At 64.8% G+C, this 12801-nt stretch carries 8 protein-coding genes and 1 riboswitch; of the genes, 6 read left to right on the forward strand and 2 right to left on the reverse strand.

Going from position 1 to position 12801, the window contains the following annotated elements; all coding sequences use genetic code 11:
- The first annotated feature begins 99 nt into the window (after positions 1–99).
- The gene (gene ilvD / locus CSC73_RS09160; protein ID WP_163840130.1) at positions 100–1983 is read left to right on the forward strand and encodes a dihydroxy-acid dehydratase; all 1884 of its coding nucleotides are present in this window, start codon (positions 100–102) and stop codon (positions 1981–1983) included.
- A gap of 42 nt (positions 1984–2025) precedes the next feature.
- Here the strand turns inward: ilvD and CSC73_RS09165 are convergent, their stop codons facing one another.
- Entirely contained in the window at positions 2026–3951 is a 1926-nt protein-coding gene (locus CSC73_RS09165) for a CASTOR/POLLUX-related putative ion channel (RefSeq protein ID WP_163840131.1), read from the reverse strand.
- 154 nt (positions 3952–4105) lie between these two features.
- Positions 4106–4211: riboswitch (TPP riboswitch) on the forward strand.
- Positions 4212–4277: 66 nt separating this feature from the next.
- Between CSC73_RS09165 and thiC the strand changes: the two genes are divergently transcribed.
- From thiC to CSC73_RS09185, 5 genes are all read left to right on the forward strand, one after another.
- Positions 4278–6155 carry a phosphomethylpyrimidine synthase ThiC gene (gene thiC, locus CSC73_RS09170; protein ID WP_163840132.1) on the forward strand — a complete coding sequence of 626 codons (1878 nt, stop codon included), beginning with the start codon at positions 4278–4280 and terminating at the stop codon, positions 6153–6155.
- Positions 6156–6266: 111 nt separating this feature from the next.
- Positions 6267–6863 (forward strand): DUF4136 domain-containing protein, encoded by a 597-nt coding sequence (locus CSC73_RS09175; protein ID WP_246197455.1) that lies wholly within the window; start codon positions 6267–6269, stop codon positions 6861–6863.
- Positions 6860–7030: a hypothetical protein gene (locus CSC73_RS18360; protein ID WP_170299062.1), complete on the forward strand. Its 171-nt coding sequence runs from the start codon at positions 6860–6862 to the stop codon at positions 7028–7030. The genes CSC73_RS09175 and CSC73_RS18360 overlap by 4 nt, the downstream gene beginning before the upstream one ends.
- Positions 7031–7069: 39 nt before the next feature.
- Complete coding sequence (locus tag CSC73_RS09180) at positions 7070–7768, forward strand: ion channel (RefSeq protein ID WP_163840133.1); 699 nt, start codon at positions 7070–7072, stop codon at positions 7766–7768.
- 232 nt (positions 7769–8000) lie between these two features.
- Positions 8001–10805 carry a TonB-dependent receptor plug domain-containing protein gene (locus CSC73_RS09185; RefSeq protein WP_163840134.1) on the forward strand — a complete coding sequence of 935 codons (2805 nt, stop codon included), beginning with the start codon at positions 8001–8003 and terminating at the stop codon, positions 10803–10805.
- Positions 10806–10838: 33 nt separating this feature from the next.
- On the opposite strand, the gene CSC73_RS09190 is transcribed toward CSC73_RS09185, so the two are convergent.
- Positions 10839–12401: a tetratricopeptide repeat-containing sulfotransferase family protein gene (locus CSC73_RS09190; protein ID WP_163840135.1), complete on the reverse strand. Its 1563-nt coding sequence runs from the start codon at positions 12399–12401 to the stop codon at positions 10839–10841.
- Positions 12402–12801 lie beyond the last annotated feature (400 nt).

Below are 12801 nucleotides of genomic sequence, written 5' to 3' on the forward strand. Positions count from 1 at the left end.
GAAATGGTTGCAACTGAAACACCGATAGTTGCAACTGAAACGTTGAAAACGACGCAGAATCGACACCCCCACAAGCAAGCGCTGTCCGCGTGTCGCCCCATGCCTGAGTACCGCTCCAGAACCTCCACCTACGGCCGCAACATGGCCGGCGCGCGCGCGCTGTGGCGCGCCACCGGCATGAAGGACGGGGACTTCCAGAAGCCCATCGTCGCCATCGCCAATTCCTTCACCCAGTTCGTGCCGGGCCATGTGCACCTGAAAGACCTGGGGCAGCTGGTCGCGCGCGAGATCGAACGCGTCGGCGGCGTGGCCAAGGAATTCAACACCATCGCGGTCGACGACGGCATCGCCATGGGCCACGACGGCATGCTGTATTCGCTGCCCAGCCGCGAGATCATCGCCGACTCGGTGGAATACATGGTCAACGCGCATTGCGCCGATGCGCTGGTGTGCATCTCCAACTGCGACAAGATCACTCCGGGCATGCTGATGGCCGCGTTGCGGCTCAACATCCCCACGGTGTTCGTTTCCGGCGGGCCGATGGAAGCGGGCAAGACCAAGCTGTCCGAACACGGCCTGGACCTGGTCGATGCCATGGTCGTGGCCGCTGACGAGAGTGCGTCGGACGCCAAGGTCGCCGAGTACGAGCGCAGTGCGTGCCCGACCTGCGGTTCGTGCTCGGGCATGTTCACCGCCAACTCGATGAACTGCCTGACCGAAGCGCTGGGCCTGGCCCTGCCGGGCAACGGTTCCACGCTCGCCACGCACGCGGACCGCGAACAGTTGTTCCTGCGCGCCGGCCGCGTCGCGGTGGAGCTGTGCCACCGCTGGTACGGCGGCGAAGACGCTTCGGTGCTGCCGCGCTCCATCGCCAGTTTCGAAGCCTTCGAGAACGCGATGACTCTGGACATCGCCATGGGCGGTTCCACCAACACCATCCTGCATCTGCTGGCCGCCGCGCAGGAAGCCGAGGTGGATTTCGACCTGCGCGACATCGACCGGCTTTCGCGCAAGGTGCCGCAACTGTGCAAGGTCGCGCCCAACATCCAGAAGTACCACATGGAAGACGTGCACCGCGCTGGCGGCATCATCTCCATCCTCGGCGAACTGGCGCGCGGCGGACTGCTGCACACGCAGCTGCCTACCGTGCACAGCCGCAGCCTGGGCGAAGCCATCGCGCAATGGGACGTGACCCAGACCCAGGACGAAGCGGTGCACACTTTCTACAAGGCCGGACCCGGCGGCGTGCCCACGCAGGTGGCTTTCAGCCAGTCCGCGCGTTGGAAGACGCTCGACCTCGACCGCAGCGGCGGCTGCATCCGCGACGTCGGCCACGCGTATTCGCAGGAGGGCGGCCTGGCCGTGCTGTACGGCAACCTTGCCGTGGACGGTTGCGTGGTGAAGACCGCGGGCGTGGACGAATCCATCCATGTCTTCGAAGGCAGCGCCAAGGTGTTCGAGAGCCAGGACGATGCGGTGAAAGGCATCCTGGCCAATGAAGTGGCCGCCGGCGATATCGTCGTGATCCGCTACGAAGGCCCCAAGGGCGGGCCCGGCATGCAGGAGATGCTGTACCCGACCAGCTATCTGAAATCCAAAGGCCTGGGCAAGCAGTGCGCGCTGCTGACCGACGGACGTTTCTCCGGTGGCACCTCCGGCCTGTCCATCGGCCATGCCTCGCCGGAAGCGGCCGCGGGCGGCGCCATCGGCCTGGTGCGCGAAGGCGACCGCATCCGCATCGACATTCCGCAGCGGTCGATCGACCTGCTGGTGACCGAGGCGGAACTGGCCCAGCGCCGCACCGAACAGGACGCCAAGGGATGGAAGCCGGCGGCGCCGCGCCCGCGCAAAGTCACCACTGCGCTGAAGGCTTATGCCTTGCTGGCTACCAGCGCCGACAAGGGCGCCGTACGCGACAAGGCGATGCTGGACGGCGAGCCGGCACGCCCCGGCTCCGACACCCCGCTGTGGGGTGTGTTCTAGGAATGTGTTCCAGCTGATCCGGTCGGGACCGGCGCCGCCGCTTCAATCCTCGGCCAATACGATGATCTTGTCGTGTTCGGAGAAACCGACCCGCTGCGATTTGGTCGGGTTCACGGTGACGCCGAAGCCGCGGCTGGGATCGTCGCTGTGGGCGACAAGACGATAGCCGATGGCGGTTTCGCCGCGCCGTGCGGCGGCCTCGATCACGGTGTAGAAGTCCACGGGTCTGCCGGGCAGCACGTACTCGCTGGCGGGACGGATGTAGACCTCGGAGCCCTCGGCGCTGAACAGCTGGCGGAAGACGCGGTCCAGGTGCTTGTTCTCCGAAAGCTGCGACAGCATCAGGCTGACCAGGGAATCGCTGACGATGAAATCGTCGGCGCGCGCGACCTGCGCCAGCGCGCGATTGCGCAGGTCCATCATCTCGCTGACGATGTTGAGCGGTTTGCCGCTGGCCTCGGCGATGTTGCGCAGATGCAGCAGGCTGATCAGGGTCTGGGCATCGGCTTCCTGGATCGGCAGCTGGCTGTAGCTCATGACGATGATGTGGTGGTATTGGGTGACCTGCACGGCGTCCAGCATGGCGCGGCTGGCGATGTCGCCTTCGATCACCTGCAGGCGCTGGCGCTGCAGTTCCACCGCCAGCGCCTTCCAATCGGCGTCGCCGGTGCTGTTGCCGATATCCGCGCGGCGCACGACGGTGATTTCGGAACCGGGCGCCACGTAGTTGTCCAGTTCGCGTATCACCGCGGTGGTCTTGTCGTTCCAGCCCAGGATCAGGGTGCGTTCCGGGGACGCTTCCGATTTCTCCTTGTCGGCGATTGCGCTCGCATCCGGTTTGGGTGGGGGGGACGAGGACTGGACCAGGGTGTCGTCGTCTTCGCTGATGGCGATGATCTTGTCGTTGCGGGCCAGGATGGTGTTCATCGGCGGATTGATCAGCACCTTGCCATGGGTGCGCATCACGCCGATCACGGCCGAGTCCTCGTAGCTCGACAGCGCTTCGCGGTAGGTCCTGCCGCCCAGTCCGGCCGCCTCGGTGAAATAGATCTCGGCGCCGTCGAAATCCAGCAGTTCGGTGTACACCACGCTGAGGCCGGACTGCCGGCAGGTCTGCGCGGTGACGCGGGCGATCAGGTCCGAGCCCTGCACGAACACGGCTTCGTCGCCGCCCACCAGGTGGGCGGCTTCCAGGTTATGCGGTTCGCGGATTTCGGCGACGATGTGGTAGCTGCTTTCGCGCCGGTGCGGATTGTTGGTGATGGCCAGCACCGACTTGATCACATGGATGTCGGGATTGTCGGTGGCCGGCGCCAGCACGATGATGGAGCGCGCCGCATGCGGATCGACGACGGCCAGGTCGTCCATGTCCAGCGGGTCGCCGCTGCGGCAGATGACGCGGGTGTTCTTGGTGTTGGGGAACTTGGCGCGGATGTCGTCCTCCATCTCGACCTTGTCGCGGTCGGCCAGGATCACGATGCGCGGGTTCTTCTGGTTCTCGTTGGCGATGATCAGTTCGCCGATGATCGAGAACACCTTGCTGGACCAGCCCAGGATCAGCGTGTGGTCGGTTTCGACCACCCGCGAGCGGCCCTTGCGCAGTTCGCCCAGCCGCGACTCCAGACCGGAGGTGATGGTGCCGATCAGCATGCTGACGATGAAGATGCCGCCCAGCGTCACCATCAGCATCATGATGCGCAGGGTCCAGCCCTCGTCGCCGGACATCGTGCCCGGATCCAGGGTGCGCATCAGGCTCTGCCAGCCGCCTTCGATCAGGCCCAGCCGGCTGCCGGGATCGCCCGGATCCGCACCCACGCCCAGCAACGCCAGGACGACGGCGGCCAACAGCACGATGCTCAACGAAATCAGCGCCAGCCAGCCGATGATGGCGATGGTTCCCCGGGAGAGCGTGTTTTCGAAGCGGTAACGCAGGCGGTCGCGCCAGGTGATGCGTGTGGGTGCGGACATAGCGGAAGTCGATTGCCCCGGGAGAAGTAGAGCCGATTGTCGCCGCAGGGCGAGGGCATTGCCTAGGCATGGGGTGGGCTCAAGCCCACCGCATGGAACCGGGCGATCCGATTCAACGCCGCAAGGCGACCCCCGCCGGTTTGTGGTCTAATTCGCCCCGAAGCGGGGGTATCGCCGGCCCGATGGGTGCGGCGGTTGAGACAGACCCTTCGAACCTGATCCGGTTAAGACCGGCGTAGGGAAGCTTCGCAGGACGCCCATGATCCCCGCGATCGCCTGCCGTCCATGCGCCGCCGCTTCGTCCCGCATTCCTTTGGACGAACGCCATGAACGCAGTGCCTTCCTCGCTGTTGCAGCAGACCGACCAGCTTTCCGAATCCGTGACCCGGCCCATCCCCGGCTCGCGCAAGATCTTCGTGCAGGGTTCGCGCCCGGATATGCAGGTGGCGATGCGCGAGATCGCGCAGACGCAGACGCCCACCCTGTTCGGCGGCGAAGAGAATCCGCCGATCACCGTCTACGATCCTTCCGGTCCGTATACCGACCCGAACGCGCGCATCGACCTGGCGGTCGGCCTGCCGGCCCTGCGCGCGAAGTGGATCGAGGAACGCGGCGATACCGAGCGCCTGTCGCAATTGAGTTCCGAATTCGGCCGTGGCCGCGAAACCAACGCGCGCCTGGACGCGGTGCGTTTCCCCGGCCGCACCCTGCCGCGCGTGGCCAAGACAGGCGCCAACGTCAGCCAGATGCACTACGCACGCAAGGGCATCATTACCCCGGAGATGGAATACGTCGCCATCCGCGAGAACCAGCGCCTGGACGCGGTGCGCGATGCGCTGCTGCTGAAGCAGCACCCCGGCGAATCCTTCGGCGCCAGCATCCAGAAATTCATCACTCCGGAATTCGTGCGCGACGAGATCGCCCGCGGCCGCGCCATCCTGCCCAACAACATCAACCACCCGGAAAGCGAGCCGATGATCATCGGCCGCAACTTCCTGACCAAGATCAACGCCAACATCGGCAACAGCGCGGTGTCCTCGGGCATCGCCGAGGAAGTGGAGAAGCTGGTGTGGTCGATCCGCTGGGGCGGCGACACGGTCATGGACCTGTCCACCGGCAAGCACATCCACGAAACCCGCGAATGGATCATCCGCAATTCGCCGGTGCCCATCGGTACCGTGCCGATCTACCAGGCGCTGGAAAAAGTCGACGGCCGCGCCGAGGAACTGACCTGGGAAATGTTCCGCGACACCCTGATCGAACAGGCCGAGCAGGGCGTGGACTACTTCACCATCCATGCCGGCGTGCTGCTGCGCCATGTGCCGCTGACCGCCAAGCGCGTGACCGGTATCGTCTCGCGCGGCGGTTCGATCATGGCCAAGTGGTGCCTGGCGCACCACAAGGAGAACTTCCTCTACACGCACTTCGAGGACATCTGCGAAATCATGAAGGCCTACGACGTGGCCTTCTCGCTGGGCGACGGTCTGCGTCCGGGCTGCATCGCCGACGCCAACGACGCGGCCCAGTTCGGCGAACTGGAAGCGCTGGGCGAACTGACCAAGATCGCCTGGAAGCACGACGTGCAGACCATGATCGAAGGCCCCGGCCATGTGCCGATGCAGATGATCAAGGAGAACATGGACAAGCAGCTGGCCGAATGCGGCGAAGCGCCGTTCTACACGCTGGGGCCGTTGACCACCGACATCGCGCCGGGCTACGACCACATCACTTCCGCCATCGGCGCGGCGATGATCGGCTGGTTCGGCACCGCGATGCTCTGCTACGTGACGCCGAAGGAACATCTGGGTCTGCCCAACCGCGAGGACGTGCGCGACGGCATCATGGCCTACAAGATCGCCGCGCATGCGGCCGACCTGGCCAAGGGCCATCCCGGTGCGCAGGTGCGCGACAATGCGCTGAGCAAGGCGCGCTTCGAGTTCCGCTGGGAAGACCAGTTCCACCTGGGCCTGGACCCGGAGAAGGCCAAGGACTTCCACGACGAGACCCTGCCCAAGGACGCGCACAAGCTGGCCCATTTCTGTTCCATGTGCGGCCCGCATTTCTGTTCGATGAAGATTACCCAGGACGTGCGCGACTACGCGGCCGAACACGGGGTGGAGGAAGCAGCGGCATTGGAAGAGGGCATGGCGGAGAAGTCGGCCGAGTTCCGCGCCGCCGGCGCGCAGGTCTACCACCAGGGCTGAACGGATCGGGGGAAGACCTGCGACCTTCCCCCGGCCTGCCGCGTACCTTCACCGAGGACGAATGAACCGGTGCTAGGTTCTGTCCACCACGGAAGCCCAGGAGATAAAGCCATGCAGGTTCAAAGACGTTTCGCTCTCGCAATGCTGGGTGCGCTGGCCTTGTTGCTGGCCGCTTGCGCCACCGGCCCGCGCATCACCAGCGAAGCCGATCCGGAAGCGGATTTCGGCAGCTACCGCACCTTCGGTTTCTACACGCCGCTGGCCCTGGAGAAGGAAGGCTACGCCACGCCCACCACCGACCGCATCAAGGCCGCAACGCGCGCGCAATTGGAATCGCGCGGCTATACCTACACCACCCAGCAGCCCGACCTGTGGGTGAACCTCAACGCCTACCTGCAGGAACGCACCGACGTCACTTCCTACCCGACCGTCGACTACAGCTACTACTACAGTTACCGGGCCCGGGCTTACTTCGCCGTGCCTTATTGGCGCGATCAGACCCAGGTGCGTCAGTACACCGAAGGCACGCTCAACGTGGACCTGGTGGATAGGCAGAAGAACCGGCTGGTGTGGGAAGGCATCGCGGTGGGCCGCGTCGCCAAGCTCAAGCCCGCCGAGCGCGCCGCACGGATCGATTCGACCCTGGCCGAAATCTTCGCCCGCTATCCGTACCGGGCCGGCAGCGCCGTGCCCGTGGTGCAGCCATGAGCACGGGCGGGGGCGCCACGGTCGCCAAGGCCGGCATCGGCTTCGGCACGGCGCTGGCGATCGCCATTTCATGGAGCGCCAACAAGTCGCTGCTGTGGGCGGTGATCCACGGCCTGCTGTCGTGGGTCTACGTGGTGTACTACGCGCTGGTGTACCACTTCAAATGAAGCGCCACTTCAAACGACACTTCAGATGAAGCGCCGCGCATGACTCTGCCGTCGGCCTGGCTGCGCTGGCTGGTCACCGCGCGCAGACATCCGTCCGCCTTTCTGCTGCTGGTGCAGCTCAGCGGCGTGCTGCTGTACCCGGCGATGGAGGACACCCAGGCCGGTCGCGCCGTGTTCGGCGCCTTCGGCATTCTGGTGCTGGCACTGGCGCTGTGGGTCGTCAACCGCAGCGCTTCGATCAACTGGATCGCCTGGTGCATCGCGGTGCCGGCGGTGGCGTTGTCGCTGCTTTCCGCATGGGCGCAGATGCCCGGGCTGCTGGTCTACGCGCATCTGCTGGAAGGCGCGCTCTACTTCTACACCGCCGCAAGCCTCACCGCCTACATGCTGCAGGACCACCGGGTCACCCGCGACGAACTGTATGCGGCGGGCGCTACCTTCACGCTGCTGGCCTGGGCGTTCGCTTTCGCTTATTCGGTATGCCAGCAGTGGTATCCGGGCAGCTTCATCGCCGCGGTCAATCCGCAGGAGCCGCGCACCTGGATGGAGCTGCTGTTCCTGAGTTTCAGCGTGCTGTCCAGCGTGGGCCTGAGCGACATCGTTCCGGTGCGGCCCGAGGCGCGCGCGCTGGTGATGTTCGAATCCTTCGCCGGAGTGATGTACATCGCCCTGGTGGTCTCGCGATTGATCGGGCTCACCACGCTGAGGACGGCCGCGCGCAACGACGATCCGCACTAGCGAAGGTCTGAACCACCCTGTTCCATCCGAAATAGTAGGGCGGGCATTGCCCCGCCTGATGGACGCAATGGCGGGCAATGCCCGCCCTACGCCGCAGGTGTTAAATCTTCGGCAATCGCGACAATCTGCGTCAACCACTGCAGCAATCCGGATCAACTGGGTCTCCCCGCCTGCATGCCATCGTACGAATACGCACACCGTGCGACTCGTTTCGAACAGGTAAGGGGACACCATGAACCGCAAACTCCTGGCCACCGCCATCTGCGCCGCATTGGCGTGGCCGTTGGCCGCCACCACCGTACACGCGCAGGAAGCCGCCAGCCAGGCGGATTCCGGCCAAGACGAAGACGCAACCGAACTAGACCGCATCCTGGTCACCGGTTCGCGTATTCCGCGGGCGCAACTGGAAACCGCTTCGCCGGTGATCACCATCACCGCCGAAGACATCCAGCGCCAGGGCTTCCGTAACGTCTCCGACGTGCTGCGCGCGCAGCCGCTGGCGACCGGCGCCGTGCAGGACAACCAGTACGCCGGCAGCTTCACTTCCAACGCCACCACCATCAGCCTGCTGGGCCTGTCGCCCAGTTTCACCCTGATCCTGATGGACGGCCGGCCGCTGGCCGACTATCCGCTGCTCTACAACGGACAGAGCAACTTCACCGACCTGACCAGCATTCCCACCGCGATGGTGGAGCGCATCGAGATCCTGCCCGGCAATCAGTCTTCGATCTACGGTTCGGCGGCGATCGCCGGCGTGGTCAACATCATCCTGAAGAAACGCCTGGACGGGATGCAGCTGGACGCGCGCGTCGGCGGCTACTCCGATGGCGGCGGCGACAACGAGCGCCTGCAGCTGACCGGCGGCAAGGCCTGGGACAATCTGGACATCACCTATGGCCTGCAGTACAGCCATCAGGATCCGATCTACATGCGGCAGCGGGATTTCACCGACACCACCGACGACAATCCCAACCCCAACCTGCGCTACGGCAGCCGCACCTTCATCATCCTCAACGGCTTCACCGGCCAATACGACGATCCGGGCGTGGGTTGCGACAACGTGGCCGCCAATTTCGACGGCACCACCATGCGCGATTTCCGTCCCGGCCGCGGTTTCTTCTGCGGCAGCCGGGCCCAGCCTGGTTACGCCACGCTGTTGAACGAAGAGCAGGGCGTGTCGGCCTACTTCAATTCCAACTTGCGGATGGGCGATAACGCCAATTTCTACACCAGCATCCTGTATGGAAAGAACGAGGCCAAGAACGATTCCGGCTCGCGCTTCTGGATCCCCAACTACAACGACGGCACCGACGGTTACATCTGGAACCAGACCGAACAGACCCTGGAAACCTACCAGCACATCTTCTCGCCGGAGGAGCAGGGCATCACCAACTTCACCACCGATTCGCGCTCCTACAACATCGCCCTCGGCGTCAACGGCACCATCGGCGATTCGAACTGGGATTACGACGTCTACTACAGCCGCTCGGGCTACGAAGTGAAATCCGACCAGCTATGGCCGCTGGTGGACGAGATGGACGCCTTCTTCCAGGAGCAGTTCCTGGGTCCGCAACTGGGGACCTACTACGGCTACCCGGTGTACGAACCCAACAAGCCGGCGTTCTACCAGTCGATCACGCCGGAACAGTTCCGCGCGTTTTCCGGCAACCTGCGCAACACCTCGTCCACCTGGACCCACAACTTCAACGTGCAGGTCACCAATCCCGATCTGTTCCAACTGCCCGCCGGTTCGGTGGGCGTGGCGGGCGTGTTCCAGCTGGGGTACCAGCATTGGGACAACCCGGTGGATCCGGGCGTCAGCGGCGACGATTATTTCGGCCTCAGCGGCACCAGCGGCAGCGGCAACCGTGCCAACCGCGCGGTCGGCGTGGAGTTCAGCATCCCGTTGTTGAAGTCGCTGACCGCCAGCGTTTCCGGCCGCTACGATTCATACAAGAACATCCGCGCCGGCTCCGACGCCAAGGCCACCTACAAGCTGGGCCTGGAATTCCGTCCGGTCGACAGCCTGCTGCTGCGCGCCAACTACGCCACCGCGTTCCGCGCGCCGGACATGGGCTACGTGTTCACCGGCGGCAACGGCTTCTTCTCCTCGCAGACCGATTACTACAAGTGCGAAACCTACGGGCCGAATCCCGATTGCCCGTTCGAGGGGCTGTCGCTGGAAGGCGTGCAGGTGGCGAACCCGGACTTGAAGTCGATCACCGCCAAGTCCTACGGCTTCGGTTTCGTGTGGTCGCCCAGCGACCGCTACGAACTGCGCGCCGACTACTACAACGTGCGCATCGAGGACGAAGTGCTGCCGCAGTCCTTCTCGCGCACGCTGTTCGACGAGAACGAGTGCCGGCAGGGGCGGCTGGACATCAACTCCCCCACCTGCATCGATGCGCTGTCGCGTGTCCAGCGCGGGCCGCTCAACGCCAATCCGCTGCTTAGCGAGTCGGTGCAGTTGGTGACGATCAAGGCGATCAACATCGCCGAAGAGCAGATCAGCGGCATCACCGCCGGCGGCAGCGCGCGCTTCGATTGGGGCCGCTGGGGCGAGTTCGGATTCGGCCTGGACTACAACCTGACGCTCGACCACACCACGGTGACCTTCCCCGGCGATCCGGAAACCGACCTGCTGTCGCCGCAGCAGGCGCTGAGTGCGGAATTCAAGAGCGTGCTGACCGGCGACATCAGCTGGAAGAAGAACGACTGGTCGGCCAACGTGCATGGCATCCGCTACGGTTCCACGCCCAACTACGCCGCCCAGTTCGGCGTCGACACCACGCCCGGCACCAGTCAGGGCAGGGTCGGCCCGCACATGCTCTACAACCTGAGCGTGAGCTACGACTTGACCGAAAAGAGCGCGCTCAGCCTGACCGTCAACAACGTGCTCAACACCAAGCCGCCGTTCGACCCCACCTACGACGGCTCGCAGGGTTTCGCACCGCCGTTCTACAACATCTTCGCCTACAACGGTTACGGACGGGCGTTCTGGGTCCAGTACCGGATCGATTTCGGAACCAACAATTGAAGCCAGCCGGAAGGCCGCCCGTGCGGCCTTCCTTCAGTCAGCTGCGGCAAGAGCGCGCTGCAGCGGCTGCAGTGGTTCGGCATAGCGACGCCACTCGCCCGACGCGCGTTGATGGATCGGTGCGCGGACTTGGGCGCTGCTGAGGGTCGCTACCGGCGCGCGGTTGCCGGCGGTATCCAGGCATTGGGCTTGGAACGGAAGCCCGCAGAAATCGAGCACGCGGCGCGCCGTCGAATCGGTGTCCCGCACCAGCGCATCGTAGGCGACATCCAGCACGAAACCGGGCGCGACCCGGTGCCAGTGCGCCATCAGCCTGCGGTACTGGCGGTAGTGGTGGGCCAGCGATTCAAGATCGTAACTGTAGGCGTAGGCATCGCCGAACAGCGCGCGGTAATTGGAGAAGCAGACCTCCATCGGCTCGCGGACCATGTGCAGGATCTTCGCTTGCGGCAGCGCTTGGCGGATGAAGCCCACCAGCATGAAGTTGGGCGGCAGCTTGTCCACGTAGTAACGGCGATCGCCGGCGCGCCATTGGGTCTGCTGCAGGTAACGTCTGCCCAGCAGGGCCATATCCAGCGTTCGCGTGGCTTCCAGCAGGGGCAGGTCCAATAGCGGGTGGCCGTGGCGATCCGCGGTCCAGCGCAATTGCTTCGGCAGGTCGGCCAGCTCGCCGACCGGCGCGACTTGCGAGTGGTTGCCGACGATCCGTTCGAGCAGCGTCGTGCCCGAGCGCGGCATGCCGACGATGAAGATCGGTTGCGGGCCGCCGGCCGGTGCGGCTTCGGCCGCTTGCAATGGCTGCGGGAAACGCTCGATCAACGCATCGAACACCGCTTCCTCGGCGGCCGCGTCGTAACCCAGGCGCCGGTGCATGATGTCGTTGCCGCGTTGCAGCGCTTCCCATGCCTGGTCGTGGCGGCCAATGTCGTCGAGCTCCTTGTGCAGCGCGAATTCGACGGCGGCGTGATCCTCGCTGCCCTGCGGCACCAGCGCCAGACGTGCGCGCAACGTGTCCAGGTGGTTGCTGTCCGCGGTCTGGCGGCGGATACGGGCCAGGGTCAGCGAAGCGCGGCCGAAACTGGGGCCTTTGGCCAGGCAGGCTTCCAATTCGGCCTCGGCCTCGGCGATGCGCCCGTTGAATTGCAGTTGCAGTGCGTGGAAATAGAGGAAGTCGGCATCGTTCAGCCCCGCCGCGCGCGCGCGTTCCATCAGTGCCAATGCTTGTTCATGCTGGCCCAGGCCCTGGCGCACGTGGGCCAAGGCCAGCAAGGCCGGGCCCGAGCGGTTGCGCGCGATTTCCGGATGCTCCAGGCATTGGAGCGTAGCGGCCGTTTCACCGAGTTTGGCGAGCGACTGGGCCACGCGGCAGATCAAATGCATATCAGCGGGCAGCGACGGCAGCGTGGCGATCAGTTGCTCGGCGGCGGCGCGCACGCCGCCTTGGGCCAGGATCACCCCGGCCAGAAGCAGACGCACCGGCGCCGCGTCGGCATGCGTGCGCAGCAGGGCTTGCAGTTGCGCAGCGGCCTGGTCCCAGCGGCGTGCGGCCACGTGCTGCTGGGCTTGCGCCCAGGTAGCGCTGTCGGCAGGATTCATGGGCGCCTCTCCACTACCGGAACACCTGCCCTATTGCAGTTGCGCAGAGTCATGGATGCCATGGAACATTGAACCACGCCACACTTGCAAGCCGCGTCCGATACCAACGGCACATGCAGTCGGACAAGGGTGGCAAGATGCTGCGATGCAAGCGTCATGTAGTCCGTGCGAACGGGCCGAAGCCGCCGGATAAAAAAATTGCGCCGACCGGCGCAATTGGGAAGAACCACCGCAGACGAGAGAGAGGGCGCCTGCGGCTCGGTACACGGGATCTTGTAGTCATAAATTTAATAGCCTGTCTGGCAACGTGCTGTGCGGCGTGCCGACGCCTGCTTTGCAAAGCTTGTCGCGAAGCTTGTCCGGCATGTTGCTCCAGCGCGTTTCGTCCTGATCGTTGTGC

The sequence above is a fragment of the Pseudoxanthomonas sacheonensis genome, assembly GCF_010093305.1.
Classification (GTDB): domain Bacteria; phylum Pseudomonadota; class Gammaproteobacteria; order Xanthomonadales; family Xanthomonadaceae; genus Pseudoxanthomonas_A; species Pseudoxanthomonas_A sacheonensis.

Bases quoted from the DNA above. Each gene is read 5' to 3' on its own strand.
- ilvD (WP_163840130.1), top strand. From the start codon at position 100: ATGCCTGAGTACCGCTCCAGAACCTCCACCTACGGCCGCAACATGGCC.
- CSC73_RS09165 (WP_163840131.1), bottom strand. From the start codon at position 3,951: ATGTCCGCACCCACACGCATCACCTGGCGCGACCGCCTGCGTTACCGC.
- thiC (WP_163840132.1), top strand. From the start codon at position 4,278: ATGAACGCAGTGCCTTCCTCGCTGTTGCAGCAGACCGACCAGCTTTCC.
- CSC73_RS09175 (WP_246197455.1), top strand. From the start codon at position 6,267: ATGCAGGTTCAAAGACGTTTCGCTCTCGCAATGCTGGGTGCGCTGGCC.
- CSC73_RS18360 (WP_170299062.1), top strand. From the start codon at position 6,860: ATGAGCACGGGCGGGGGCGCCACGGTCGCCAAGGCCGGCATCGGCTTC.
- CSC73_RS09180 (WP_163840133.1), top strand. From the start codon at position 7,070: ATGACTCTGCCGTCGGCCTGGCTGCGCTGGCTGGTCACCGCGCGCAGA.
- CSC73_RS09185 (WP_163840134.1), top strand. From the start codon at position 8,001: ATGAACCGCAAACTCCTGGCCACCGCCATCTGCGCCGCATTGGCGTGG.
- CSC73_RS09190 (WP_163840135.1), bottom strand. From the start codon at position 12,401: ATGAATCCTGCCGACAGCGCTACCTGGGCGCAAGCCCAGCAGCACGTG.